The sequence below is a fragment of the Gemmatimonadota bacterium genome (assembly GCA_009841265.1).
In the GTDB taxonomy this organism is placed as follows: Bacteria; JAAXHH01; JAAXHH01; order JAAXHH01; family JAAXHH01; genus JAAXHH01.
In genome coordinates this window covers 161,396-187,364 of record VXMB01000007.1, presented here as the reverse complement: position 1 = coordinate 187,364, position 25,969 = coordinate 161,396, and the positions used below count along the sequence as shown (strand labels likewise).

The 25,969-nt window shown below is 61.1% G+C and carries 22 protein-coding genes; 11 read left to right on the top strand and 11 right to left on the bottom strand.

The genetic code is table 11. The features are described 5' to 3' along the window. Positions 1-65: 65 nt before the first annotated feature. Positions 66-2,063: a hypothetical protein gene (locus tag F4X08_02515; protein ID MYD24669.1), complete on the bottom strand. Its 1,998-nt coding sequence runs from the start codon at positions 2,061-2,063 to the stop codon at positions 66-68. Positions 2,064-2,377: 314 nt separating this feature from the next. On the opposite strand from F4X08_02515, the gene F4X08_02510 reads away from it, so the two are divergent. The 5 genes from F4X08_02510 (at position 2,378) to F4X08_02490 (ending at position 7,557) form a co-directional block, all read left to right on the top strand. Continuing rightward, positions 2,378-3,349 (top strand): NAD(P)-dependent oxidoreductase, encoded by a 972-nt coding sequence (locus F4X08_02510; protein MYD24668.1) that lies wholly within the window; start codon positions 2,378-2,380, stop codon positions 3,347-3,349. A 12-nt stretch (positions 3,350-3,361) separates the two neighbouring features. Then, positions 3,362-4,156: a phytanoyl-CoA dioxygenase family protein gene (locus tag F4X08_02505; protein ID MYD24667.1), complete on the top strand. Its 795-nt coding sequence runs from the start codon at positions 3,362-3,364 to the stop codon at positions 4,154-4,156. A gap of 236 nt (positions 4,157-4,392) precedes the next feature. After that, positions 4,393-5,271: a DUF4097 domain-containing protein gene (locus F4X08_02500; protein MYD24666.1), complete on the top strand. Its 879-nt coding sequence runs from the start codon at positions 4,393-4,395 to the stop codon at positions 5,269-5,271. 127 nt (positions 5,272-5,398) lie between these two features. Continuing rightward, positions 5,399-6,172 (top strand): DUF4097 domain-containing protein, encoded by a 774-nt coding sequence (locus F4X08_02495; GenBank protein ID MYD24665.1) that lies wholly within the window; start codon positions 5,399-5,401, stop codon positions 6,170-6,172. Positions 6,173-6,219: 47 nt separating this feature from the next. Beyond that, positions 6,220-7,557, top strand: a complete 1,338-nt coding sequence (locus tag F4X08_02490; GenBank protein ID MYD24664.1) for a DUF4097 domain-containing protein — start codon at positions 6,220-6,222, stop codon at positions 7,555-7,557. A gap of 32 nt (positions 7,558-7,589) precedes the next feature. On the opposite strand, the gene F4X08_02485 is transcribed toward F4X08_02490, so the two are convergent. Continuing rightward, positions 7,590-8,549, bottom strand: coding sequence for a threonine/serine dehydratase (locus F4X08_02485; protein ID MYD24663.1), 960 nt, complete (start codon positions 8,547-8,549; stop codon positions 7,590-7,592). Between the two features lie 230 nt (positions 8,550-8,779). Here F4X08_02485 and F4X08_02480 point away from each other — a divergent pair, with 230 nt between their 5' ends. After that, positions 8,780-11,371 carry a carbohydrate binding family 9 domain-containing protein gene (locus F4X08_02480; protein MYD24662.1) on the top strand — a complete coding sequence of 864 codons (2,592 nt, stop codon included), beginning with the start codon at positions 8,780-8,782 and terminating at the stop codon, positions 11,369-11,371. Positions 11,372-11,545: 174 nt separating this feature from the next. Beyond that, complete coding sequence (locus tag F4X08_02475; GenBank protein MYD24661.1) at positions 11,546-12,445, top strand: outer membrane beta-barrel protein; 900 nt, start codon at positions 11,546-11,548, stop codon at positions 12,443-12,445. Positions 12,446-12,451: 6 nt separating this feature from the next. Here F4X08_02475 and F4X08_02470 read toward each other — a convergent pair whose 3' ends face one another. From F4X08_02470 to F4X08_02450, 5 genes are all read right to left on the bottom strand, one after another. Further along, complete coding sequence (locus F4X08_02470; protein ID MYD24660.1) at positions 12,452-13,822, bottom strand: NAD(P)/FAD-dependent oxidoreductase; 1,371 nt, start codon at positions 13,820-13,822, stop codon at positions 12,452-12,454. A gap of 63 nt (positions 13,823-13,885) precedes the next feature. Beyond that, on the bottom strand, positions 13,886-15,715 hold the full coding sequence (locus F4X08_02465; protein ID MYD24659.1) for an aldehyde ferredoxin oxidoreductase family protein: 1,830 nt from the start codon (positions 15,713-15,715) through the stop codon (positions 13,886-13,888). A gap of 111 nt (positions 15,716-15,826) precedes the next feature. Continuing rightward, positions 15,827-17,674, bottom strand: a complete 1,848-nt coding sequence (locus F4X08_02460) for an aldehyde ferredoxin oxidoreductase family protein (GenBank protein MYD24658.1) — start codon at positions 17,672-17,674, stop codon at positions 15,827-15,829. Then, positions 17,671-18,162: a 4Fe-4S dicluster domain-containing protein gene (locus F4X08_02455; protein MYD24657.1), complete on the bottom strand. Its 492-nt coding sequence runs from the start codon at positions 18,160-18,162 to the stop codon at positions 17,671-17,673. The genes F4X08_02460 and F4X08_02455 overlap by 4 nt, the downstream gene beginning before the upstream one ends. A gap of 334 nt (positions 18,163-18,496) precedes the next feature. Beyond that, complete coding sequence (locus F4X08_02450) at positions 18,497-18,817, bottom strand: GYD domain-containing protein (protein ID MYD24656.1); 321 nt, start codon at positions 18,815-18,817, stop codon at positions 18,497-18,499. Between the two features lie 327 nt (positions 18,818-19,144). On the opposite strand from F4X08_02450, the gene F4X08_02445 reads away from it, so the two are divergent. From F4X08_02445 to F4X08_02435, 3 genes are all read left to right on the top strand, one after another. Then, the gene (locus tag F4X08_02445; GenBank protein ID MYD24655.1) at positions 19,145-19,966 is read left to right on the top strand and encodes a class I SAM-dependent methyltransferase; all 822 of its coding nucleotides are present in this window, start codon (positions 19,145-19,147) and stop codon (positions 19,964-19,966) included. 112 nt (positions 19,967-20,078) lie between these two features. Further along, positions 20,079-20,675, top strand: coding sequence for an adenylate kinase (locus tag F4X08_02440; GenBank protein ID MYD24654.1), 597 nt, complete (start codon positions 20,079-20,081; stop codon positions 20,673-20,675). Positions 20,676-20,865: 190 nt separating this feature from the next. Then, complete coding sequence (locus F4X08_02435; protein ID MYD24653.1) at positions 20,866-21,297, top strand: rhodanese-like domain-containing protein; 432 nt, start codon at positions 20,866-20,868, stop codon at positions 21,295-21,297. On the opposite strand, the gene F4X08_02430 is transcribed toward F4X08_02435, so the two are convergent. From F4X08_02430 to F4X08_02420, 3 genes are all read right to left on the bottom strand, one after another. Then, positions 21,284-22,207, bottom strand: coding sequence for a class I SAM-dependent methyltransferase (locus tag F4X08_02430; GenBank protein ID MYD24652.1), 924 nt, complete (start codon positions 22,205-22,207; stop codon positions 21,284-21,286). The two genes, F4X08_02435 and F4X08_02430, sit on opposite strands and share 14 nt — an antisense overlap. Positions 22,208-22,221: 14 nt before the next feature. Beyond that, a complete protein-coding gene (locus tag F4X08_02425; protein MYD24651.1) occupies positions 22,222-23,004 on the bottom strand; it encodes a class I SAM-dependent methyltransferase in 783 nt (260 codons plus the stop codon). Positions 23,005-23,169: 165 nt separating this feature from the next. Further along, entirely contained in the window at positions 23,170-24,036 is an 867-nt protein-coding gene (locus tag F4X08_02420; protein ID MYD24650.1) for a class I SAM-dependent methyltransferase, read from the bottom strand. Between the two features lie 277 nt (positions 24,037-24,313). On the opposite strand from F4X08_02420, the gene F4X08_02415 reads away from it, so the two are divergent. After that, positions 24,314-25,279 (top strand): hypothetical protein, encoded by a 966-nt coding sequence (locus F4X08_02415; GenBank protein ID MYD24649.1) that lies wholly within the window; start codon positions 24,314-24,316, stop codon positions 25,277-25,279. Positions 25,280-25,363: 84 nt separating this feature from the next. On the opposite strand, the gene F4X08_02410 is transcribed toward F4X08_02415, so the two are convergent. After that, complete coding sequence (locus F4X08_02410; protein MYD24648.1) at positions 25,364-25,765, bottom strand: ferredoxin:thioredoxin reductase; 402 nt, start codon at positions 25,763-25,765, stop codon at positions 25,364-25,366. Positions 25,766-25,969: the final 204 nt, after the last annotated feature.

The following is a 25,969-nucleotide window of genomic DNA, read 5'->3' as shown; positions in this document are numbered from 1 at the left end:
ACGCGATCGACGTCTCGGACGAACGCGATCCCGCCAGTCTTCTGTGACTTGTCGTGTGCCGACGGTTACCACGTCTCCACGATATGCCCCGAGGCGGGAAACCAGATCACATCGACGCCGTAGGAAAGCGCTACGCCCAGCACGTAACCCACCAGCATGCCGATGAAGAAGGGCTGTGCCTGGCGGTAGAGTCTCGTGCCGCCCAGTTTCAGGATAATAGCTTTGATGAGCCACACGATGAATATCGACGTGGCGATCATTCCGATAGCCCAGGTCTTGGCGACCGCCCAGCCGATGGGATGCAGCGGCCACCAGTGGAAATTGTGGTGGGCCAGGATCAGCACCCAGGCGATCAAGGCGCCGATCCCGAGGCCGGCATACTCGCCGCCGGTCAACTGCGTCTGGTTGTTGATCCACGACGCGAGTGTCTCGTAACCTCGCTTCGCGTTGCCGAAGGCGTCCTTGAACCCGTCCGCCCCGGTCGTATCGTAACCGAGGAAGACGGTGTATATGACCGATATGACCGCGGCCATAAGAAGGGCCGAGACGATGACGGGAAATATGCCACGCCGGGCGCCGCCGACCTCGTCGCCGACCTTGTTGACGTGGGCCATGGCGCACATGCCCAGCGTGCGCCAGTTCCGCGAGAACGTCTGCGACAGGGTCAGAATGGTGAGGTCCGCCCGGTGCAGGTTCGCCGATCCGAAGGAAAAAACCGTGAATTCATGGGCATTGTACGGCAGGTCCAGGTAGATCAGCCCCGCTTCCGCCACCACGCGGGTGACCCCGATAAAGAGCAGCATGCAGGTGGCCAGCAGCGTTGCCGCGGCGGCGAAGGACATGCCCATGCTGATCAGGAAGAAGAACATGTAGACGATGCCGAACACCACGCCAGCCATGGCGGTCCGGTACGAGAAGAATTCCCCCGAATCATCGATGTCGCGTCCCCGGCCGATGGCCTTCCGCACCACGTCGTAGAGGTGGCGCCGCGCCATCCATAGTCCGAACAGCGTGTACATGAAGAATCCGCCCAGGTGCTGGGCCGTCACGATTTCGGCTGTCTTCGGAATGCCGAACCGGCTCATGACGCCGATCTGTATCGTGGCCAGCAGGAAGAACACCCAGATACTGAACAGGATATTCAGGTCCGTGAAGAACCCTATTGCGATGAAAGCGAAGTTTATCTTGAACTGAATCGGCGGGAAGGACTCGGCCAGGGTGATCGGAATGCGGTAGTCCCCGCCCAGTCTGATGGGCGGCACGACGTCCCAGTAGGAGACGATATTCCACAGAATGACGAAGAGGGGGATGGAGAAACCGTACCAGAATACCTTCGACCGGGCGATCCGGGGCAGCACGGAATCGCTCCCGTCCTCTTCGATGAGCAGCAGGGGAACGCGGGCCAGCGGGAAGGTCAGCCGCTCCCGTTCGATCCACTGTTTGCGCAGGATCACCATGAGCGATGCGCTGGCGAAGAAGAGCGCCAGGAAGAAGGTGCCCCACCAGCTCATGGGGATGATCCAGTCCCTCCAGGGGATGACGCCCGAAGAGGGCAGACCCTCGTAGAACCAGTGCACGGCGCGCCGCTCGTCGGGTATAATCAGCCAGGTCGGCAGGTACTCGAAGAACAACTCGACGTATCTGTTCTCGGCATTGGCGTAGTAGTGGGGGATCGAAGGTACGGCGACCCAGTAGGTGGTAAAGGCCCACCCCGGAATGGCCGATGCCGTGAACACGATGAAGAAAATGATAATCAATTCGGGCGCGGTGAAGATCCGCGTGGGCGCGAAGCGCTTCAACAGGCCGTTTATGACGAATACGACCAGCATGAAGGGAAAGAGCGCCGCCATGGGCAGGTGAGTTATGGAAAGGTAGGAGGAGTGGGCTTCGAAGGCGGAGTGCACGACCCACCACGCCATGAACGCGGAGAGTGCCAGTCCGAGACCCACGGCCCGGAGCGTCATCCCAGAGGTCAGGCCCCCATGCCGGGCGGGAGCACCCGCTCCGGGAGGATGGGAATCCGGCTTTCCGGACGGCGCGGAAGACCGCTCGCGTACGCTCATGGGACGGGTCGCTCGAGGGAGTGGAATGTACTGGATTTACCGACCGATCGCCGGTCGTTCTCCGACCGTTCACCGGCCGTTCATCGGCCGATCGCCGGTCGTTCTCCGGTCGTTCCGGGATGCGCACAATGTATCTGCGAGGCGGGGTCCGATCAAGGACTAAAACGGCTGCAGACGGGCAGCGGACGGGCGGCGAACAGGCTGCGGGAACGCGGTTGTTTCCCTTGACACCGGCCCCTGCGCGCCCTACCATGAACGAGGTTTTTGGCCGTTGTTTTTCGGCCGTTGTTTTCCCACTGAAAAGGACCGTTTTCATGCAGTATCTGCTCACCGGCGGATATGGTTGCATCGGTTCGTGGATCGTGAAGAACCTGGTCGACGACGGACACGATGTTGCCATCTACGATCTGGTTGAACACACCGCCCGCATGGCGTTGATCATGGACTGGGATCAGATCGCCCGGGTCCGGTACATCGAGGGCGACATCGCCGACGGGCCCCACTTCACCCGGGTGGTCGGAGAAACGGGCGCGTCCCGCATCATCCACCTGGCCGGGCTGCAGGTGCCCGTGTGCCGGGCCGACCCCATCAAGGGCGCCACGGTCAACGTGATCGGCACCCTGAACGTCTTCGAGGCAGCGAAAACTCACGACGATATCGTGAAGCGCGTCGTTTACGCGAGTTCCGCGGCCGTCTACGGCATGGAGGACGACTACGATGCGGGTCCGGTGGGCAACGACGCGGTACTGCGGCCCGTGACCCACTACGGCGTCTTCAAGCAGTGCAACGAGGCAAACGCGCGGGTGTATTACCTCGACCACGGCATTTCCAGCATCGGCCTGCGGCCATGGACCGTGTACGGGCCGGGCCGGGACTTCGGACTGACCTCCGACCCCACGAAGGCGGTCAAGGCCGCCCTGTTGAACCGGCCGTACGAGATAGGGTACGGCGGGCGAAACAACATGCAGTACGTGAACGACACCGCCCGTACGTTCATCCGATGCGCCGAGGCCGCCTCCAGTGGCGCCGGGGCCTACAGCATTCGCGGCGACGTCGTGACCATCGACGAAGTCATCGCGTCCATCGAGCGCGTCGTTCCGGGTTCGGAGGGACTCATTTCCCACCTGGATCTTAACCTGCCCATCGCGCCCGACCTCGATGACCGCGCCATCCAGGAGGACGTGGGCGAGATCCCCTACACGCCGCTGGACGAGGGGATCCGGGAGACCTGGGACGTATTCCGCCGCCATCACGAGGCCGGCACGCTGAGCACGGACGACCTGTAGGGACGAAACGGCATGTCATTGGAGCGACTGATACAGGCCATGCGGCTCGACGGCTGGTGCGTCCTGGACGGCATCATCCCGGGGGACAGGCTGGACGAGGTACGCCACCAGGTCATTGCTTCCACCAACCGCCACCGGAATCCCGATGCGCCCGCGAACATCGGCCACGTGAGCGGTTTTCTGAAGTACGACCAGTCGCTCGCACCCTGGCTCGCGGACCGGCGGCTCCTCGACCTGGCCGGCGCGCTGCTCGGACGCCATTTTCGCATCTCCTTCACCACGGCCACCATCAACGAACCCGGTAACGACCGCGGAGGCTGGCACGCGGACTGGCCCTTCAACCAGCGGAACGCGGGACATGTGCCCGCTCCGTACCCCGACGCGGTCATGCACCTCACCACCATCTGGATGCTCTCCTCCTTCACCGGCGAAAACGGAGGCACGCTCATCGTCCCGGGCAGCCACCGCAAGGACAACAATCCCACCGGCAATAACGGGGTACCGCCCGATCAACCCCATCCGAACGAGCTGAACGTGACCGGCGAGGCGGGAAGCGTCCTCGTCATGGACAGCCGGCTCTGGCATTCGACGGCCGCCAACTCCTCCAGGGATCCCCGCGTGGCCGTCGTCGTCCGCTACGCGCCCTGGTGGTTGAACCTGAACGTGCTGCGGCCCGGTTCGGAAGACCGCCGGCTCCTGGTGGACGAAACCGGCATAACGGAAAACCTGGTCCCCACCCTCCCCAAAGACGTCTTCGACGGCCTGCCCGGTGAGCTGAAGCCCCTCGTGTCTCACTGGGTGGAGTAGGATTTCTTTATACCTTCAGCAAGACTCTCCTTAGTTAACCATTACTTGGGTTCCTGAAACATTATTCCCGTCGCATCAGTCTAATGTTCAAGAATCGCAGCAAACCATTTCGATTCTAAACATCTCGATTGGAGGAGGTTATGAGCCGGACTGGAGTTGTCGCGGTATTATGTGCGTGCGTTTGGATTTCAAGCGCGTGCAGCACCCGGGAGTTCGGATTCGAGCGCGACGGGCAGATGAACGGTATTGAGCGTGATGGGCAGGACTATACCGAGACCTTTCGGCAGAATTACGAGGTCAACCCCGGGGGTACACTGACGGTCGATGCCGAATTGGGGGCAATTCACATTAAAAGCTCAATCCTAAATGAAGTAGATGTCCTGGTGAGAAAGCGATATCGGGCAACCGATGCGGGCCAGATTCGAAAAGCATTCAGTAATGTCGAAGTCGGAATTGAACAGACGGATAACGATGTACGAATCGATGTCGACCGAATCGACGACAACGCAGAGAATTGGTTTTGGCAGGAAAAAACCCGCGTGGAAATCGAAGTAACGGTTCCCGTGGAATTCAATCTGGACCTCAGTACGATTAGTGACAGTATCGAGACTGGAAACATCAAAGGAGACGTGACGGCCGAAACGCTTTCCGGGATCGTTTCGACCGGTCCAACCGAAGGTAATTTGAGCATAGAAACGACCAGCGGGCATATCAGAGCCAGTCGCGTAGTAGGCAGGGTACATACCAAAACACTGAGTGGGAGCATCGAAATTGGACCGGTGAATGGTAACGCGACACTCTCTTCAACCTCTGGCAGAATCGAAACAGATATCGTAGAGGGAGATCTGAACGCCGAATCCTTAAGTGGGCATATCAAGATCGGACCCGTGAATCGTGACGCGACGCTCTCTTCCACCTCAGGCAGAATTGAAACTGATACCGTTAAAGGAGATCTGAACGCTGAGACCTTAAGTGGTAACATCAGGATTGGACCTGTGAATGGTGACGCGACGGTCTCTTCGACCTCGGGGAATATTAAAACTGGCCATGTGGGGGGAAAATTGGAAACCTCGACCCTCAGCGGCAAAATCGAAAGTAATTACCATACACGGTAACGCCGTGCCCGGCACGGTCGAAGGAAACCTCTAGCGGCGACGCAACTATTTAATCATCGCCGGAGTCTTAATCGCAGAACCGACAGCTCGATGAACATTAACCACACCACACCAGGAATCGGGTCCCATGAATACGTTTTGGAAACTGGCGGTCGCCTGCGTAGGCATAGCTGTCAATCTGAACTCCGTCGCGCAGAACACACAGGACACCGAGATGACGCGAACTGAACGGGGATTCGTGGAGAGCACCACGGCGACGTACACGGTCGATCCCGGCGGCGAGCTGAATATCGATGCCGACTTCGGATCCGTTCGGATCGAGACCGCGACCACCGACAAGGTGGAGATCCTCGTAGAAAAGCAACGGAAGGCAGGCTCCGAAGACGAGGCCCGCCGCGCCTTCGAAGATGTGGAGGTAACCACGGAACAGCGGGGCAACGACGTGCACATCCGCGTCGACCATTCGCGATGGCTGGGACGCAACGGCATGTCCATCGAGATGACGGTCCAGGTGCCCTATACCTACGATCTGGACATCGAGACGGCAGGAGGCAGTATCATAATCGCGGACCTGGACGGCGAGATCATGGCCAAGACGGCAGGCGGAAGCATCCGGATAGGCGCCACGCAAGGGGACGTGAACGCCCGGACCCTGGGTGGAAGCATCCGTATCGGCCCGACCGAAGGGGGCGTGTCCGCGAAGACCCTGGGCGGAAGTATAGAAATAGGTGACGCGAAGGGTGACGTGTCTGCCCAGACGATGGGTGGAAGCATCCGCGTCGGACGCACCGAAGGTGACCTGACTGCCTACACCATGGGCGGAAACATCACCGTGGAATCCGCTACGGGCAAAGTGTCGGCCAAGACCCTGGGAGGCAAAGTCAGGGTCGGTTCTACGTAACAAGCCGCTGGCGATGGCAATACCGTTTGTTTTGACAATTGGGAGGAATGATGCGTCTATTACTAAACCTGGTTGGTGTCGGTCTGCTCGTTGCCTCGGCATACGCATGCAGCGCACAGGAGGTCACGTTTATGCGCGACGGTATGGGTCACGTGGAAAGAACCTACCAGAAATACGCGGTGGATGGGGCCGGCACGTTGACCGTAGAGACCGACTTCGGATCGATCCGTGTCGAAAGCTGGTCCAACGACGAAGTGGACGTCGAGGTGGAAAAACGTCGGACGGGTATCAGCGAAGCCAGCGCCCGCGACGCCTTCGATGAAGTGTCGGTGGATATTTCCCAACGGGAGAACGACGTCAACATCCGGATAGAGCGCGATCGGAAATACGGGAACGAAGGAATATCGGTGGATGTACAGGTCAAGGTGCCGGAAACGTACAGCCTGGACCTCAAGACCTCGGGCGGCGACATCGATGTCGGAGACCTGCGGGGTGACGTGCTTGCCCGCACCTCGGGCGGCGATATCAACGTTGGCAACGTTACGGACGCCGTGATCCGGGTTCACACGTCAGGTGGAGATGTGACCGTAAAGGGAGGTGCAAGGGAGACGAAGGTGTCCACCTCAGGCGGGGATATCGAGATTCGTGACGCACGGGGCGCGGTGGATGCGACCACCTCGGGCGGTGACGTCACGATCGGCGACGCGGCCGGTGAAGTATCGGCCAAGACCTCGGGCGGCGACATCAAGATCGGCCGTACGGACGGTGAAGTGACGGTGAGAACTTCCGGTGGCGATATCGAAATAGATCAAGCCGGGGGAAACACCGATGCGACTACCTCGGGCGGAGACATCAGGATAGGCCATACCACGGGAGAAGTGAAAGCGAAGACTTCCGGCGGCGATATCTCGATCGAGCGCGCCGATGGCGAGGTGGACGTGCATACCTCGGGTGGCGACGTCACCATCGACAGCGCCGAAGGAAGATTGAAGGCGGGCACCTCGGGCGGCGATATCTCGATCGTTAATGCGACGGGCGGGGGCGTGACGGCGAAGACCTCGGGCGGCGACATCGAAGCCGGTTTAACGGCGACGGTAAGCGCGCTGGAAGAAGACTGGCTGCTGCAATCGTCCGGTGGGGAGTTGACCATCCGCATTCCCGAGGATCTGCAAGCCTCGCTCGAAGCGGAGATCCAGATCGGGAGATCCTGGTTCGGACGTGACAAGGAATATCGTATCGATTCGGATTTCAACCTGGACGAGCAGGACGATGGCGGTCGTAACGGTAAAACCGTAAGGGCCACTGGCGATATCAATGGCGGCGGACATCTCATCAGGCTCAAGACAAGCGATGGCGACATAAGGATTCAGAAAGTGTCGTCCTGAGCCCTTGACGGGTGCGGACCTGACTTCTCGGATCAGGCCGCGCCCAGATACCCCGCGAGTTGCTCGGGCATGATGTTCCCGCCACTGAGCAGCGCCACGACCTTCTTGCCCTCCAGAGGTACGATCCCGTTCAGAAGCGCGGCGACGCCAACCGCGCCTCCCGGCTCGACTACAAGTTTCGTCGTCCCGATCAGGTACTTCACCGCGTCGATCGCCTGTTCATCCGATACCAAGACCATCTCGTCCACGTAGGCCATTACGTGCTCGAAGGTGAGGTCCCCGGGGCGGGGCGCCACGAGTGAATCGCATACCGTGTCCGGTTCTGGCACCTCGCAGATCTCCTTCTTCATAAAAGACCGGTAAACCGCCTGCGACCCTTCGGGTTGTACCCCGATCACCTTCACCGCGGGGTTCAACGTTTTCACGGCCGTGGCGACGCCGCCGATCAGGCCCCCGCTGCTCACGGGGACGATCACGGCGTCAAGATCCGAAGCCTGTTCCATGATTTCGGCGCCGATGCTGCCGTGGCCCCGAACGACGTTCTCGTCTTCCCACGTATTGATCGCGGTGATCCCCCGTTCCCTGCCCAGCCGGTCCAGCGTGTCCCACCTTGCCTGGTTGTGGTTTTCGCACAGCACCGCTTCGGCGCCGTATTCCATCGTGCGCCGCACCTTGTAGGGCGAGGTCTTTTCCATCATCACGATCGCCGTCGGAATCCCGAGCAGCGTGCCCATGTAGGCGAACGCCGTCGCGAAATTACCGGAGGATGAGATCGCGGCGCCCTTCCTCTTCTGGTCCGCGGTAAGGCGGTTCAGGATGGTATAGGCCGCGCGCGTCTTGTAAGACCCGGTCACCTGCAGGTTTTCCGCCTTCATCCAGACGTCCGCGCCGGTCGCGTCAGAAATCGCTCCCGACCGCAGGACGGGCGTGTAGACGACCTCCGGCGGAAGTTCCCTTCTCGCCTGTTCGATTTCTTCGAGGGTAATCAGCATGGTCCACACAATCTGTGCCGGGACATCATGCCGTCAAGCGTTTTCAACTTCACTATCGCCGGGCGACGGGACGATCGTTGTCAAAGAAAAACATGTGTCTTTCTGGACAAACCCGCGAACGGTCCCTATATTCCGCCCGCCCGACAGGCTACGGGCGTCACTTGAAGGTTTACGCTTGCCGGATTGTAGAATATAAGATGGAAGTGAACGTCGATGTCCGTTGTTCCTGAATGCTTCGTCCGATGCTGGAGGACTTAATGTCATTATTCCCATCCGTCCGCAAAACCGGCGGCACGTGTTTCATTTTGGCCTGTCTGTTGTTCCTTCCAGGCATCACCGGGGCGCAATCGCCGCATGACCGGACCGCGACTGAAACGGACATGACGGAATCCGTAATGGCGATGACGGAGGAGATCGACCGGACGTCGGACCCGCGGCCGTTCAGCGTTCCCCTGCCCGTATCCAAGTCGCCCTTCGACTACCGGAACCTGGATCCCGCGGACTTCATGCTGGAGGCTAAGCGGGTAAGTTCTGCCATCCAGGTGGACGGCCATCTGGACGAACTCGAGTGGCAGCAGGCGGACGTCGCCAACGATTTCTTCCAGCTCGAGCCGATCGAAGGCGCACCGGCCACTTATCCCACCGAAGTCCGGGTAATGTACGACGACAAGAACCTGTACGTGGGATTCGTCTGCTTCGACCCGAATCCGGAGCAGATCATGGCGCCGGACATGCAACGGGACACGCGGATGAGTTTTTCCAACGACATGGTCACCGTTGTCATCGCATCGCTCGATCACTTCCGCGAAGCCTTCGAGTTCCAGACCAACCCCAATGGCGCCCGGTCCGACTCCTTCGTCAGCGCCGAAGGCAATAACTCCGACCGTGACTGGAACGGGCTGTGGAACGCGGCCAGCCAGATCTATGATTACGGATGGTCGGCCGAGTACGTGATCCCGTTCCATACCCTCAGGTTTCCGCGACGCCGCGATCAGACGTGGGGCATTAACTTCGGACGCCGCATTCAGCGCACCCGGGAGGAATCGTTCTGGGTTCCACTGAGCCTGAGGGACGGTGACCAGGCGCTCTATCGCTTCGGCAAGGGCGGCCGGCTGACGGCCCTGTCCGACATCACGCCGGGCGGGCGGGTGCAGGCGACGCCCTTCACCGTACTCGGCGCCCAGTCCTCCCGGTTCACGGAAACCGACCCGTCACCCGTCCTTCCCATCGCGGCGACGGCCCTCGACAACGACATGCAGCGGAAAATGGGCGGCGACCTGAAGGTCAGCATTACCTCCGGGATGACGCTGAACGCCACGGTCAACCCCGATTTCGCCCAGGTGGAAGCGGACGACGAGGTCGTGAACCTTTCCCGCTTCGAATTCCAGTTCACCGAAAAGCGGCCCTTCTTCCTGGAGCGCAGCGATATCTTCACCCTGAACGAGCGGCCGCAGCGCCGCGGGCCCCAGCGTAACTTCGGTGACCTGACGCCCCAGCTCTTCTTCAGCCGGCGCGTCGGCCGGCAGTTGCCGGACGGACAGACCGTTCCCATCGATCTGGGGATGCGCCTTACCGGAAAGTTCGGTCACACGACCGTGGGGTTCCTGAACGTCCAGACCCGGGAGACCCAGTACGACGACGACGGGGAGGAGAAGACGGAACCGCTGACCAACTGGCAGGCTTTGCGGGTACGGCAGGACTTTGGAACACGGTCGAGCGTGGGCATGCTGGCCACCTTCAAGGAACCGAATCCACGGTTTGACGACCGGATCGGCATGGCCATTCCCAGATACGCGGAATCGGACTACAACCGGGTGGTGGGCTTCGACCTTAACCTGGCCTCGCGGGCGACCAATCACCGGGGACAGATCACCTTCGCCAAGAGCTGGACGGATACGCTGAGCACCAGCAACCAGGACTGGACCTTCCGGGCTATCCAACGCTGGCAGAATCGTTGGTTGATGTACGGCGTTTCCTTCCTGGACATCGGAGACGATTTCATCAGCCAGACCGGACTGGTCCGGGACGAGGGCCTGCAGCGGATTGGGGGCGGACTAACGGCAAACACCTTTCTGCGCCGGTTTGGCATACGCCGCATCAACGGGGGTTTTCGGAGTAATTACGTGACCCGAAAGGACACGGGCTTCTCCGATGCCGATTCCTGGTCCTTCCAGCCTAACGTGTTCCTGGAACTGGAGCGGGGCCTGTGGATTTCCGCTTCGTACGACATGCGATTCGATACGCTGAGCAAGACGACGCGTATCGCCGGCGTGCATTTCCCCGAAGGATCCTATTCCTACAACCAGGGGAACATGTTCCTCTTCACCGACAGCGGCCGGAAGGTCTCCTTGCGGGGCAATGTCCGGTACGGTCGGTTCTACAGCGCCGATCTGCTCAGTCTATCGAGCGAACTGTCCTTTAAGCCGAATCCCCGTTTCGCTCTGGAACCGGGCATCACGCGCAGCCGCGTCGACCGGGGCAACCGTGAGGGGCTGGAGGACGACGAATACGATCATCGTACCCAGCTCATACCGAGCGTCCGGATGAGTTACGCATTCACGCCGAACCTATCGTTTTCCTCTTTCATCCAGTTCAACGCGGACCGGCAACGGGAGATCGACGACTTCCACACGAATACCGTAACGATGAACCTCCTTCTCGCCTACCGGTCGCCCTTCGGCCACTCTTTCTTCCTGGCCTTCAACCAGTTCCGTGACGACGACCTCGATACCGACGGAAGCTTCGGGGTCTACGAACGGACGCCGCTAAGGCTGCGGGACCAGCAGATCGTGGCCAAAGTCTCCTACCTGTTCAACCTGTAGGCAGTTTCCTTCCGCAGGGGATTAAGGAATCATTCCTGATTGACATTCGGGTCAGGGAACTGTATAAATCCCTGTTCGTTGAAAAGGGATTGAAGCCTTAGCATTGCCGTTGCCGGCCGACCTGCCTGCCGGCCTTCAAACTAATGGGAAACAACCCGGGATGAACGATTGATTATGAGTTTACAGAAACCAATTGTTGTGGTTTTCTCGATGACAATCTGCCTGATCCTCGTTTCGGTTACCGAGGCGGCGGCCCAGGATCGGAGGACTTCCGGGTGGTACGTTTCCGGTGGGTTGGGCGGCAACCTGGCCTACGGCCTGGACCAGTCGGGCTCGAACACGGAATCCACGTGTTATCCCACCAGCGCCTGTTTCGATATGATTCTGCGGGACATCCCCGGCTACCGGTGGCGTTACGACCCATCCGCCGACCGGGGTATCGGTTTCGATGCGGCCGTCGGTCGGGTGTTCGACCGCACCCGTATCGAGGTCGCGTACGCGCAACGGAGAAACAAGGTCGACCAGGGTCCGCCGCTTGAAATCACTTACCTCGATGGCAGCACGGCGGGCGCCAGTTCCTTCCTCGGACGGGGGCTTGTTCAGGCTACCAGCATGAATTTCTTTGAAGACCTCGTGACGAGAACGGTGACCCTGAACGCCTACTACGACCTTCCCGTCGGACCGAGCAGGATCACGCCTTACGTGGGGGTGGGAACCGGCATTGCGTTCGTAGAACTGACCCGGATCTTCTTTTCGATCGAATACAGCGACCCCTCCGGAGAGGGAACGATCTACGATCCTCCGCTTTCCTTCTACAACAGCAAGCAGGATACCAGGTTATCCGATACGGTATTCGCGGGGCATGTGTACGCGGGCGCCGACTACAGCTTGAACGACCGTGCCGCAGTCGGCCTGAAAGCGGCCTATTCGAGGGTGGACGACGTCGAACACATCGGGACGTACGAGTACCATCCCCACTTCGATACGGATCCTTCGCTTACAAACAAAAACACGTTCAGCGCCACGAACCACTGGTCCCTGACACTGAACGTGCGTTTCCTGTTTGGAAATTGACCCTTCTTATCCCGTAGAATCGACGAAGACCTGGTGCGCGCTTCGGTCCTTGCCGGCATCCTGCGCATGCTGGTATGACCGGTGCTCGGACGGCTTGCCGAGCGAGGTAAGGGCCAGCATCTTCTCCGCGGTCTTCGTGGCCACGTAGGGCCGCCGGATGTCCGTCGGGTTCGCCTGGATGTGCTGCTTCCACGCGCCGAGATCCGTCTTGGCCTGGATCAGTCCCTTGATCATCCCCATGTCGTTCAACATGGCCACGTCGTCAGCAGGTCCGAGCATGATGGCGCCGGTGATCGTGGAGCCGTCCCAGATCAGCTTTCGGTAGACCGGACGATTGGCGTTGATGACCTCGGTGACGTCGCCTTCGCCGGACCAGTCGCCGAAACTGGCGCACTGCAGGCCGCACACGTCCAGGATGTTCATCAGCAGGCTGCCGGGATACTCCACGTCCTGGCCGGCCATGTTCGCTCCCGCGATCCGGCCGTGGTCGACGGCGGTGGGCTGTATGGCGTGCACCGCCTGGCTTCCGGTGGACAGGTCCGGACCTTCGGCCACGTCACCCGCCGCATACACGTTGGCCACGTTGGTCTGGCACCGGTTATTGACCAGGACACCCTCATTGGTCTCGATACCCGATCCATCGAGAAAGCCGATGTTGGCCTTGATCCCCGTGGCGACGATGACCACGTCCGCGCGGGTGGACGACCCATCGGAAAGCTGCAGGGTCTTCACGCCGTCGTGGCCGTGATCGATGGCCTGCACGCTCACGCCGGTGTGGACTTCGACGCCCTGCGACTCGAGCCAGGAGCCCACCAGGGAAGCGCCCTGGGCGTCCAGCATACGCGGCAGCACCTGGCCTTCCAGTTCGATCACCTTCAGGCGAGCGCCGCGCTTGTGCATCGCGTTGAGGATGATGAATCCGATGAACCCGGCCCCGATGAAGGCCACCTCGGCATCGCTTCCCAGGGCGTCCACGGTCTTCTCCGCGTCGGCCACGGTCCAGAGATTATGGACGCCGTCGCCGTCCGCGCCGGGTATGTTCAGCTTCTGAGCGGACGATCCCGTGGCGATCAGCAGGTTGTCGAAGGGCACCATGGATCCGTCGCTGAGCGTGAGCATGCTCGCGTGGGGATTCACCTCGGAGACGCTGACCCCGAAGCGGGTCTTCACCCCCAGCCTGCCAAAATAGTCGTCGTCACCGGTATTTACCTGATCGACCGGGATGTTCCCCGAGATATAGTAGGGCAGGGCCATGCGGGAATAGGCCGGCTCGTCGGAGATCAGGGTGATGGACGCGTCCGCGTCGTAACCGCGGATCGTTTCGATGGCATTCATCCCGCCCGGTCCGCCGCCTATAATCACGTGTTCTGTCGCCATAATCCGCTCCTTCTAAAGAAAGTACCTGAAAACGAAGTACAGGTCATCCGTGGTTTGGTTTCGTCACGCGAGGCCCAGATCCATCAGTTTTTCCCTGGTGGGTTGTCCGTCCGCCGTCCAGCCCCGGGCCGCGTAGTAGTCCGGCAGCATGGCGTCGAGATCGACGGTCACCCCCGCCGAAGGTCCTTCCTTGTGGGCTTCTTCCATCAGTCTTTTCGGCAGCGTGTCATCGGCCGCGGTGAGACCGGCCTTCAGATTCCAAAGCCGTTCGATGTTCCAGATCCGCTCGCCGATGTGCACGAAGTCGTCCATGGTGTAGTCCACGCCGGTGGCCGAGGACAGCACCGGGATCAGGTCGTCCAGGGGCGCGCCCGCCGTGGTGAACATGCAGATGCCCGTGGCGTCGTGGGCCGTGGTCCGGTTCTGCTCCTCGGCCACCCAGACCGACTTCCCGTCGGTACCGTGGGGATCGTACTCGCCGCTGGTCTCGATGCCGGGCGTCCACGCCCGCAGGTGACAGGCACCGCGGTTGCAGGTGGCATAGGCCACGCCCATGCCCTGGAATCCCCGGGGATCGTAGGCCGGAAACTCCTGTCCCTTGACGCCCATGAAGTACTCAGGATGCTCGAATTTCTCGGTCATCCGCTTCGAGCCTTCGGCCAGTTCGTCGCCGAAGCCTTCCCGGAATCCCGTGGCTTCCGTCATGGCGATCAGGGCTTTTCCGTCGCCGAACCGTAACGCCATGCCCGTCTGCTCATCGCTCAGCAGGCCCCGCTCGTACATCTCCATGGCCGTGGCCAGCGTGGCGCCCATGGAGATGGGGTCCATGCCCAGGTCGTTGCACAGGTAGTTGGCCATGACGATGGCGTCCATGTCGTCCACGCCGCAGTCGGCCCCCAGCGACCAGAGGTTCTCGTACTCCGGTCCTTCCCCGGCGACCTTCCAGTTGCGGGGATGCATGTTGACCATGTACTTGTCGGCGTTGGGGGACACCTGGGTCACTCGGCCGCAGGCGATATTGCAGGCGAAGCAGGCCTTGTTGGCGATCAACCAGTTATCCTTGATGCTTTCCCCGTTGATCGCCTCGGTGCCCTCGAATTGGCCGGCCGTGAAATTGCGTGTCGGCAGGCCGCCGAAGGTGTTGACCAGGTCGACCGTGGGGGCCGTGCCCAGTTCCGTGAGACCCTGCCGGCCGGGACTCTCCGCCAGGTGTTCATGGTAGGACCAGATGGCGGACATGTAATCCCGGGGACGGGCGATCCGCACGCCCTGGTTGCCACGTACGGCGATCGCCTTCAGGTTCTTGGAACCCATGACGGCGCCGACGCCGGAACGGCCGGCCGCCCGGTGCTTGTCGTTGACGATGCACGCGAACCGCACCAGGTTCTCGCCCGCCGGTCCGATGCCGGCCACCCGCAGTTCGGGCATGCCGGTCTCGTCTCGGATGGCGTCCTCGGTCTCCGAGACCACTTTGCCCCACACGCCGGCGGCGTCGCGGATCTCGACGCGGTCATCGTCGACGAGGAGGTAGCACGGACGATCCGCCCGGCCTTCCACGATCACCAGGTCGTAGCCGGCGAACTTGAGCTCCGGGCCCCAGTGTCCGCCCGAATTGGACGTCGTGATGGCGCCGGTGAGCGGTCCCTTGGTGACCACCATGTAGCGGGAACCGCAGGAGGCGTTGGTGCCCGTAAGCGGCCCTGTGGCCATGATCAGCTTGTTGTCGGGACCGAGGGCGTCGACCGAGGGATCCATCTCCTCGTAGAGGTACCGGGCGGCCAGTCCGCGGCCGCCGATGTATTCCTCGGCCCAGTCCAGTCTCAGGGGCTCTTTGGTCGCCTTGCCCCGCGACAGGTCCACCCGCAGGATATGGCCGGCCCACCCGTGTGTCATGAAGAAACTCCATTCCTCGGCTCAGGCCGGGTGATGCGGGGCCGCGACCCAGGCACGTGACCCGGGAGCGCGCCCAGTGGATCACCCTGGCTCAAAAAGCCGGATCGGGCGCTACGCCAGTCCCAGCGACGCCAGTTTCTCCTGAGTGGGTTCGCCTTCCGCGTTCCAGCCGCGGATTTCGTAGTATTCCGGCAGCATCTCGCCGAGGCGGTTCACTTCGCCCTTGGTCGGTCCATCGGGGATCGGTTCTTCGAGCAGTCGCTTCGGCAGCGTATCGTCCTTGCCCGTGAAGCCCGCCCGCTGGTTCCACATGCGCTCGATGTTCCAGACGCGCTCCCCGACTTCCAGCAGATCGGGCACCGTGTAGGAGATGCCGGTCACCGCCTCGAGCTGGGGCTGTATCTCATCCAGGCCCACGCCGAAGGTGAGGAACAGGCAGAGGCCCGACGCGTCCACGGTGCAGGTGGCATCCTGGAAGATCTTGGTGATCTCCGCCTTGCCTTCCGTAACGGCCGGGTCCATCTTTTCCGGGATCCCCAGGATCTCGGGGGCGACCGTGTAGCTCTTCAGGTGGCAGGCGCCCCGGTTCGAGGTCGCGTAACCCAGGCCCATGCCCTGGATCGCCCGGGCGTCGTAGGCAGGGAATTCCTGGCCGCGCACGCCCATGAAGAACTCGGGCCGGTTGAACTTGGCGGTCATGCGCTTGGAGCCCTCGGCCAGTTCATCGCCGAAGCCTTCGCGGTAGGCCGCCTTTTCCGTCATGGCGACGAGCGCGTCACCGCTTCCGAAGTTCAGCGGCATGCCGGTCTGCTCATCGCTCACGGCGCCGGTTTCGTACAGCTCCATGGCCGCGGCGAGCGTCGCCCCGAAGGAAATCGGGTCCATGCCCAGTTCGTTGCACATGGCGTTCGCCTTGATGAGGGCGTCCAGGTCATTGATGCCGCAGTCGGCGCCCATGGCCCAGGCGTTCTCGTACTCCGGTCCCTCCACCGCGATCTTCCAGTTGTGGGGCCGGGTGGTCACGGTGAACTTGTCCTGCGCCTCGCCCGGTAACTGCGACACCCTGCCGCAGGCGATCGTGCAGCCGAAGCAGGCCTTGTTGGCCACCAGCCGCGTATCGGCCAGGGTCTCCCCGCTGATGTTGTCCGCGCCTTCGAGCTGCGAGACCTGGTGGTTGTTTGTCGGCAGTGCGCCGCTCTCGTTGATGATGTTGACCAGCACCGCAGTGCCGTATGCGGCCAGACCCTCACCCGTTACCGGATGCTCGACCAGCTTGCTCTTCATCTCCCACATGGCCGACATGAACTTCTGCGGGTCGGCGATGGGCACGCCCCCGGTACCCCGTACGGCAATGGCTTTGAGGTTCTTCGAACCCATGACCGCGCCGACGCCGGATCGTCCGGCGGCCCGGTGCCGGTCATTGACTATGGCGGCGAATCGTACAAGGTTCTCGCCCGCCGGACCAATACAGGTAACGACCGTGTCGTGTTGCCCCGACTCCTCCCTGACGATATCATCCGTCTCCCAAACCGTCTTGCCCCACAGGTGCTCGGCGGAGCAGATCCGGACGTCGTCGTCGCAGATGGAGATGTAGGACGGAACCGGCGCCCGGCCTTCCACGATCAGCATGTCGTAGCCGGCGAACTTCAGTTCCGGTCCCCAGTGGCCGCCCGAGTTGGACGTGGTGATGGCGTTCGTCAGCGCCCCCTTGGTGACCACCATGTAGCGTGAACTCGTCGAGGCGTTCGTGCCGGTCATGGGACCGGTCGCGAAAATCATCTTGTTGTCCGGACCCAGCGCGTCCGCCGCCGGGTCCATCTCTTCGTAGAGGTACCTGGCCGCGAGGCCGCGCCCGCCCACGAAGGACTTGGCCCAGTCCATGTTAAGGGACTCTTTGGAGATCCGACCGGTGGTCAGATCGACGCGCAGGATCGTGCCTGTCCATCCGCCGTTGCTCATGCCGCGTTCCCTCCCTCGATGGATGTCAGGTAGGACTCGTTTACCTTCTCGGCCCAGCCACCCAGCCAGTCGGCCGACTCGCTCTCGGTGTACTCGATGGCGCCCGTCGGACAGGCGACCGCGCAGGCCGGATTGCCGTCGCACAGATCGCACTTGAAGGCCTTCTGTGTGTCGGGATTGTAGAACACCGTGCCGAAGGGACAGGCGATGGTGCACAACCCGCAACCTACGCAGTTGGCATCGCCCACGACCTTGGCTCCGGTATCCGCGTCGATGCTGATGGCGTTTACGGGGCAGGCCGTCATGCACCAGGCTTCGTCGCACTGGAAACACGTGTACGGCGCGTAACTGGCCTGCTCATCGAAAATGTTCACGCGGATCAGCGACCGGGATGGTTGAAACATGCCGGTCTGCACCCAGGAACATGCCAGTTCGCACTGCATGCACCCGGTGCATTTTTCAGGGATTATGCGTAGAGATTTAGCCATGCCGACTCCCTTCTGTAACGATGAGCTGGGTTTGGAGGCGTTTCTTTCTGTAGACTTGAACAACGGTAAAAATAGCGTATATGACAGGCCGCTTACGTCCGGTTTCAAGGGCCGTCATCGCAAAGGACAACGATGTATTACGTAAGGTGATTACCTAATACTGCTGGGGTTATTAATCAGTATAACAACTTAAAACAGAATGGCAACAGTTAAATCTGCGGTTCTGCGGGAAAGGGTCACGACGGATCGGGCCTGGGTACGGATGATCGGGCCTGGCCAAGGCTGACCGGCCTGGTCGGCTTGCCTATGCATCGACCGGGTTTGGCCGGCTTGCTTAAGCTCCGGGCAACCGGTAGGTCACGCTCTTGCCTACCGCTTCGTCGATCGTCTCGGGTGAGATCAGTACCGTCGTGGATACCTCGAGCGCGCCCGCCGCGGCCACGTTGAGGGCAATCGCGGTAGCGGTCGCTTCATCGGGGATTTCGGCGATCAGTATGAGATCGTCGTCTCCCATGGCGTAATAGAATCCTTCCAGGCTGCCGCCCATCCCTTCGATCGTATGCGAAAGGGCCGCGCGCCGGCCTGTGCCACCCTCCCTGAGCAGTCCCTGCAGGCCCGCTTGCGTGTACTTGGTACGGTACATGTACTTCGCCATGTCACTTCCTCCCACGGAAGTTGTTGTATGGTCCGTGCCGCGCCTCCCTGTGGCACGGGCTCCGGATGATTACTCAAACGTTATGTACCTGTTAACAAGGCACGATCGCGCGGCGGCTGTCAAGGCTATTTTCGTACCCGCGGGCCGGTGGGAACCCCGGTTTTCACTGGTGACCCGCCTGGACAAGCACCGTATGCGGCACGCTTGCGACTTCGATGTATTCTTACCTATATTAAGGATACCAGATCGACAGATAACCGATCGACGACGGTTCCCGCTTTGCCCGGGTGTCGACACCGGGATATACGACGTCAAGAACAGGCCGCCATGACCGAAACAGCACCTCGTCGGACCGCGGAGATGCACGATGCCAACCGCCGATCCTGGGACAACAACGCCGGATCCTGGGCCGAGATGCGGGACCGGGACGGTCTGTGGCGCCGCTGTCCGGAGGAACCCGAACTTGGATTCGCCGGTGGCGCGTACGCGTTGATCGGATCCCTTGCCGGCAGCGTGGAGGGGAAGGACGTCGCCGTCGTCGGCAGCGGGGACAATCATGCCGTCTTCGCCCTCGCGGGCATGAAGGCCCACGTCACTTCCATCGATATTTCCGAGCGCCAGTTGGAAACCGCATCAGCGCGGGCGGATCAGTTGGGTCTGTCGATCGACTTCGTGCGGGCGGACGCGACGGATCTCCACGCGATCGTGGACAGTTCGTTCGACCTGGTCTGCTCGACCAACGGGTTCTTCGTCTGGATCGCGGATCTCCGCGCGGTTTACGGGGAGGTCTTTCGCATACTGAAACCGGGAGGCTTCTACGTCTTCTACGATGTGCATCCTTTCCAGCGTCCCTGGACGGATCGGACCCTGTCCATCGAAGTCGACAAACCTTACTGGCAAACAGGGCCTATTCGGGACGAAAAAGAAGACACGTTCGAATTCAACTGGACAATGGCCGACCTGCTGAACCCGGGTGCCGATGCCGGCCTGGTTCTTCGTCGTATCCTGGAACGCCCCGCGGAGGATTCGAATACCTGGGAGGGGGCGTCTTATCGTCCCGGTAAAGACAAGCGGCTGGTGGACTGGAAGGTGAATCCCCGTGCGGCCCTGCCGTTCTGGCTTTCGGCGGCATGGCAAAAGCCGGCATGACGCCGGAGGCCGGCATGACGCCGGAGGCCGGCATGACGCCGGAGGCCGGCATGACGCGGGGGGTCTTTCCGCAACAAGTGGCGTTTTTCTATCCGCATTCTTCGGTTCGTCCATGGACGTAAACGCCGTCGCAACCTACCGAGGCAAACCCGTTGGCCGCAGGATTCACGTCACCGGGAACAGTTGCTCCGGGAAATCCACCCTGGCGAACCAGCTGGCGGCCGCGCTTGACGTCCCCCTGGTCGAACTGGACGCGCTCAACTGGCAGGCCGGATGGGTCGGCCTGGCGGATACGGATCCCGGGGAACTGGACCGGCGTCTCGCCGACGCGACGGCCGGTAAAGGATGGGTCGCCTCCGGTTCCTACATGGCTTTCTCCCAGCGGGTGTTCTGGCCGCGCGTGGAGACGGTCGTCTGGCTGGACCTGCCCGTGCACCGGTTGCTCTGGCGCGTGCTGGTCCGATCGTGGAAACGCTGGCGGTCGAAAGAGTTGCTCTGGGGCACCAATTACGAGCGGTTCTGGCCCCAGCTGAAGGTGTGGAACCGGGAGGACTCGCTGATCTGGTGGATCGTTACCCAGCAAGGCAGGAAGCGCCGGCGCATGCGGGCCTGCATGGAGGATCCAGAATGGCGGCACATCGCTTTTGTCAGACTCGGATCCAACGTGGAAATCGAAGCGTTCCTGCGTGCCGTGAAAGAGGAGCGTTAAATTGCGTCGTGTCGGGCAATCAGGGTCGAATGCGGCTGTCTTCAGCATCGTACGAGTGACGGCCTGCCTGGTCTGCGCAGTCTGCGTAGTCTACACGGCGTTCATTCCCACTGCGGCCCTCTCCGTACCCGCCGTCGCCGTGCAGGTAGAAACCGAGGATAATACCGTGTTCTGGTCGACCACACTGAAGATGATCCGTGCGAAGTTCCCAGGGGTCTCGCAGCTTTCCACCGACAGCCTGCAGACCTGGCTGGAGGAGCCAGGGCAGGCGCAGATGGGGCGTCCGCTGCTTCTGGACGTGCGGGAGAAGGAGGAATACGAGGTCAGCCACTTGAAAGAAGCCGTACCTGCCGCTTCTGAGAAGGAGGCACTTGAGGTGCTTGAAGGCGTTCCTCCGGATCGGCCCGTCGTGCTCTACTGTTCCGTGGGCTACCGGTCGTCGGAGATGGCCGGCTTCCTGCAGAAGAGGGGATACGAAAAGGTCTACAACCTGGAAGGATCAATCTTCGCCTGGGCCAACGAGGGACGACCCGTCTATCGAGGTGACGAACGCGTACACGTTGTCCATCCCTATGACCGGGTGTGGGGCAAGCTGTTGAAGAAGGTGCTCAGGTCCTGGTGAGCCGTGCAAATTCCCTGCCTAGCGGTTTCTTCCGCCCCACCAGGAGAAGGTTCGCCGGCAGATTCTCCAGCGGCGCTTCGCCCTCCCAGTCCTGACGCCCGTCCCCGTATTCCTCCATGGCCGTGAGTTCGCATCCGCCATCCAGCATGGCGCGAACCATGTCCGATACCGTCCAGTGGAATTCGTAACTCGGGAGCGGTCCCGGATCACCTGAAAGATCCTCGGACCGGTCGTAGGCAAGAGGACCGTGGTCGAAGTAGTGGTATTCCTGCTTCAGCGGACCGGCCGAATGTTTCCAGATCCGGCGGAAGGGATGGTACTCGTTGACCATGAACAGTCCGCCTGGTTTAAGTATCCGAATGGCTTCTCCGTAGTAGCGCTTCAGGTCGGACACCCACACGGCGACGTGGCCTCCTGTGTAGACAATGTCGAAACCACCGCCAGGATGGTCGTCCGGGTCGCCCGGCTCGGTCGGCTCGTCCGGGTCGCCTGGACTGTCTGGGCCGCTTGTATCGCTCGAGCCGCTCGCATCGCCTGGACCGCCTGGGCCGCCCGGACCGCCAAGGCCTCCCAGCTCGGTCACGTCCGCCCGGTGAAAGGCGATCGATAGACCGAGTTCTTCCGCTCTTCCTGCAGCGATGTCCAGTTGGGCCTGCGAGATATCCACGGAGGTGACCCGGGCTCCGGCGTCGGCCAGGGCGAAGGCTACCAGGTTGTCCCCGCTGCCAAGCACGCAGATGAACCGGCCGGACACGTCGCCGAGGTATTTCAGCTCGACGTCGTCCAGGGCGATGCGGATATCGCCCGGAATCCCGCGCCAGTCCACTTTGGCGTCAATTCCCGCCTGCCACTGGGCGGCAGCGGCGTCCCAGCCCCGGCGATTCGCCTCGTGCATGGGATGCCGGCACATGATCTTTAGTCCTTTCAGATCCTTCGGGCCACCCAGACCTGTTCATTGCCATGCTTGAATGGACCACGCTGGAAGTCCCCGTAGAGCGCTTCGATTTCGTAGCCGCAAAGTTCGAGAAGATACTGCATCTCGAACCGATGGACATAGCGTAGATACAATGGGGTGGTGGTCTTCGAAATCACCCGGCCCTTCTCGTCCACTTCTTCGAAGAACCGGTGTTCCTCCAGCGTCTGCTCCAACGGATCGTACCGTCGCGTATCCGAAACAAGGACGCGGCGTCCCGTCTCGGGATGGGTGAACGATCCCAGGTGATTGAGGGTGCCCCTGGGCGGTTTCATGTAGGCCGCGATCAACTCGATGCTGGGGTCGAACACGTTAAACACCAGCCGGCCCCGGTCCGTCAGATGCGCGCGGATCCGGGTCAAGGCCCGGCGCTGGTCCTCGCCGCTCATCATGTGAAGGAACGCGCGGTACGGAATGATGGCCAGCGGAAAACGCCGCTCCAGGCTGAACGTCCTCATATCTCCTTCGACGATTTGCATGCGTTGTTTCGTTTCGTCCGGCAGCGCGTCCATCTTACGGCGCGCCACCTCCAGCATCGCGGGAGCCCGGTCCAGCCCCACAATGGACACGCCCGACTCGGCGATCGGGATCGTGATCCGGCCCGTACCGCAACCGATCTCCAGCACGGGGCCTTCCGCCCTGGCGGCTTCCTCCACGTAGAATGCCTCGTCGCCTTCGAGTCCCGTCGAAAAGCTGTCGTATATTCCGGCGTCCGTCCTGTCGTATTCCGACATACCATGCACTCCTCGTTCAAAAACAGCCTGATACCGGACAGCAATCCGCGATCCGATTCCGATTACTTTCAAGACACGTAGCCTGATCCTCGACTATTATACATATGTAGGGATGCAGGACAATACGATCCTGCGGACTGAAGTCTGCCCTGACACTGAAGACCGTCAGGCATTTCCAGTTTTCCTGGCCATCCACACCTGTTCCGTTCCGCGATGTAACGGACTGCGACGGAAGTCCCCATATAGCGCTTCGACTTCGAAACCGCAGAGTTCGAGGAGGTGCTGCATCTCATACCGATACAGGTAGCGGTAAAAAATCGGAATGACCGTATTGGAAACCTCTTTGCCTCCATGGTCCAGTTCGTGGAAATACTGGTAGACTGTCACGCTCTGTTCAACCGGATCGAATTGCCTCGTATCCCACGCCATGACCCGGTTACCGGAATCCGGATGCGTAAACGTCCAGATATGATCCAGCGAACCGCCCGGCGTTTCCAGGCTGGCGGCGATCACATCCGGACTGGTGGCCATCACGTCGAATACAAGCCGGCCATAGTCGGTCAGATGATCGTTGATACGCTTCAGCGCGGTTCGCTGATCTTCTTCGGTCAACATGTAATTGAAGGTGCGATAGGGTATAACGACCAGGTTAAAGCGCCGATCCAGGTCGAAGGCCCGCATGTCATGATCGACGAGTCGTACGCGTTGCCTCGTTTTATCAGGCAGACGGGCGACTTTAGCCCGCGCGATATCCAGCATCGCCGGTGCCTGGTCGAGACCGACGACGGATACGCCGGACTCGGCGATAGGGATCATGATCCGGCCGGTGCCGCAGCCGATCTCCAGCACGGGACCGCCGGCTTTCCGTGCCTCTTCCACGTAGAACGCCACGTCGCCGTCGATTCCTGTCGAAAAGCGATCGTAGAATCCGGCGTCCGTCCGGTCATACTCCGACAAAAGGCAGTACTCCCAGGCAACTTCAACGCGATACCGAAATTTAGTGACCAGGAACACCAGGTATCGATTCAACAGTGAACGGAGTCGACCCGAAAACGCATCCGGACCCGGGAACGCATCCGGTAACTCGCATGAATATCCCGCACGAGAACATAAAACTACAAATTATAAAATATCAATATGTTTTATTAAATGGGAGTCTTAATGCTTGTAGCCTGTCTGATCTTAGCGTTATTTCCATGCTTTCCGGATTGATCTCCACCCGGTACATTCCAACACCGCAGTCAGCCTGGCACCTAAAGGCCGCGCGCTGACGTCGTACGGTAACCATCCACGATTTATTGAGGGAACTATGTCTGACCGATTACGTATCGTCATACCCGGGGACGACCCGCCCCAGATGCAGGGCTCGCCCCACCTGGAACGGCTCGAAGCCTATGGAGAGGTCGTCCTTTACACCGATCGGCCGGAAACGGCGGAAGAGAAAATCGAACGGGCCAGGAGCGCCGGGGTAATGATCAACTCCCGCGGGCTCGTGAAGTGGCCTGGAGACGTCCTGCGCGCGCTGCCCGATCTCCGCATGATCGCGACCTGTTCGATCGGCGTCGACAGTTTCGATCTGGAAGCGGCGCGGGAGTGCGGCATCGTCATTTCCAACCAGCCCGGTCGGACAGCGCCGGTCGTCGCAGAGCACGCCTTCGGGCTGATGTTCGCCCTCGCGAAAAGGGCGGCGTACTTCACGGGCGCCATGAAAGCCGGTCAGTGGCCCCGGCTGGACGCCTACTATCTCAAGGGGAAGACCCTCGGCGTGATCGGGACCGGCCCCATCGGATCGGAGATGGCGAGACTGGCGGGAAGCGTGGGCATGGAGGTGATCGCCTGGACCTACAACCCGTCTGATGAAAGGGCCCGGCAGATCGGGGTGACCTACGTGGAACTCGACGAACTATTGGAGAAGTCGGACGTGGTGTCGCTGCACGTCATGCTGACGGACGACAGCCGGCATATGATCAACCGGGATTCGCTGGTGGGCATGAAACCGGGCGCGCTGCTGATCAACTGCGGCCGGGGCGGCCTGGTGGATACCGATGCGCTGGTGGGAGTGCTAAGGTCGGGGAACCTGGGCGGGGCGGCCCTGGACGTCTTCGAGGAAGAGCCGTTACCCGCGGACCATCCGCCGCTCGAGATGGAACAGGTCGTCCTGACCCCTCACTGCGCGGACATGACCCCGGAGGGCGTCGAACTGCTCAACGAGGGGGCGGTGAACAACGTCATCGCCTTTCTGGAGGGCCGTCCGCAGAACGTCGTGAAGTTGTAGCACAGGCCTCGTGGGCAACAAACCACGTGGCGGGTCTTACCTAGAGTGGTGAGCTTTGTCGAGGGTGGCGAGCTTTACCTAGACTCACGCCGGCGCGCGGTGCCGCGCCTCCCTGCCCTTGTCCGGCGTCGGATCCTTGACCAGGCCGTACATCTGCCGGCCTTCGTGGTCTTCGGGAAGGTATTCGGTGATCGGAAGGCCCTCGGGGGTCACGAACAGCAGGCAGTGGCAGTACTTCCAGATCTTCATCTCATCGCAGGCGCAGACCCACTCGCGGCTGCGTTCCAGTTCGGCCTTCTTGTCGGGATAGAAATTGCACGGGCAAAGGGGCCGGCCCAGTTCGTCCACGTGGGCGGCGAGACCCTTGACCACCGAATCGGTCACTTCCGCGTTCGGATGAGGCGAGGTACCCGTCTTTTCCCAGTACTTGTCACAGTACTTTTGCATGCGCTGCATGCTCTTCTCCGACGGTTGCTGCTCGTTCATGGGCCACTCCTTGATAACGTACCGCTACCGGCCAAACCTGTCTGGTTTACCATCCCGAGTTCCTGATATCAATCTACCCGGGATCGTCCTCCGTGTCAACCGGACAGTGACCGGGTCCGGGGAAGGCAGCTGGGCTCGGATCAGGAGATGGCAGACGGACGGATTACGTGCCGCGCACCGCCTAAGCACGACCGATTGCGGGTC

What these genes read in the sequence shown, in the direction of transcription:
- F4X08_02515 (MYD24669.1), bottom strand. Translation starts at nt 2,063, where the DNA reads ATGAGCGTACGCGAGCGGTCTTCCGCGCCGTCCGGAAAGCCGGATTCC.
- F4X08_02510 (MYD24668.1), top strand. Translation starts at nt 2,378, where the DNA reads ATGCAGTATCTGCTCACCGGCGGATATGGTTGCATCGGTTCGTGGATC.
- F4X08_02505 (MYD24667.1), top strand. Translation starts at nt 3,362, where the DNA reads ATGTCATTGGAGCGACTGATACAGGCCATGCGGCTCGACGGCTGGTGC.
- F4X08_02500 (MYD24666.1), top strand. Translation starts at nt 4,393, where the DNA reads ATGAACGGTATTGAGCGTGATGGGCAGGACTATACCGAGACCTTTCGG.
- F4X08_02495 (MYD24665.1), top strand. Translation starts at nt 5,399, where the DNA reads ATGAATACGTTTTGGAAACTGGCGGTCGCCTGCGTAGGCATAGCTGTC.
- F4X08_02490 (MYD24664.1), top strand. Translation starts at nt 6,220, where the DNA reads ATGATGCGTCTATTACTAAACCTGGTTGGTGTCGGTCTGCTCGTTGCC.
- F4X08_02485 (MYD24663.1), bottom strand. Translation starts at nt 8,549, where the DNA reads ATGCTGATTACCCTCGAAGAAATCGAACAGGCGAGAAGGGAACTTCCG.
- F4X08_02480 (MYD24662.1), top strand. Translation starts at nt 8,780, where the DNA reads ATGCTTCGTCCGATGCTGGAGGACTTAATGTCATTATTCCCATCCGTC.
- F4X08_02475 (MYD24661.1), top strand. Translation starts at nt 11,546, where the DNA reads ATGAGTTTACAGAAACCAATTGTTGTGGTTTTCTCGATGACAATCTGC.
- F4X08_02470 (MYD24660.1), bottom strand. Translation starts at nt 13,822, where the DNA reads ATGGCGACAGAACACGTGATTATAGGCGGCGGACCGGGCGGGATGAAT.
- F4X08_02465 (MYD24659.1), bottom strand. Translation starts at nt 15,715, where the DNA reads ATGACACACGGGTGGGCCGGCCATATCCTGCGGGTGGACCTGTCGCGG.
- F4X08_02460 (MYD24658.1), bottom strand. Translation starts at nt 17,674, where the DNA reads ATGAGCAACGGCGGATGGACAGGCACGATCCTGCGCGTCGATCTGACC.
- F4X08_02455 (MYD24657.1), bottom strand. Translation starts at nt 18,162, where the DNA reads ATGGCTAAATCTCTACGCATAATCCCTGAAAAATGCACCGGGTGCATG.
- F4X08_02450 (MYD24656.1), bottom strand. Translation starts at nt 18,817, where the DNA reads ATGGCGAAGTACATGTACCGTACCAAGTACACGCAAGCGGGCCTGCAG.
- F4X08_02445 (MYD24655.1), top strand. Translation starts at nt 19,145, where the DNA reads ATGACCGAAACAGCACCTCGTCGGACCGCGGAGATGCACGATGCCAAC.
- F4X08_02440 (MYD24654.1), top strand. Translation starts at nt 20,079, where the DNA reads ATGGACGTAAACGCCGTCGCAACCTACCGAGGCAAACCCGTTGGCCGC.
- F4X08_02435 (MYD24653.1), top strand. Translation starts at nt 20,866, where the DNA reads ATGATCCGTGCGAAGTTCCCAGGGGTCTCGCAGCTTTCCACCGACAGC.
- F4X08_02430 (MYD24652.1), bottom strand. Translation starts at nt 22,207, where the DNA reads ATGTGCCGGCATCCCATGCACGAGGCGAATCGCCGGGGCTGGGACGCC.
- F4X08_02425 (MYD24651.1), bottom strand. Translation starts at nt 23,004, where the DNA reads ATGTCGGAATACGACAGGACGGACGCCGGAATATACGACAGCTTTTCG.
- F4X08_02415 (MYD24649.1), top strand. Translation starts at nt 24,314, where the DNA reads ATGTCTGACCGATTACGTATCGTCATACCCGGGGACGACCCGCCCCAG.
- F4X08_02410 (MYD24648.1), bottom strand. Translation starts at nt 25,765, where the DNA reads ATGAACGAGCAGCAACCGTCGGAGAAGAGCATGCAGCGCATGCAAAAG.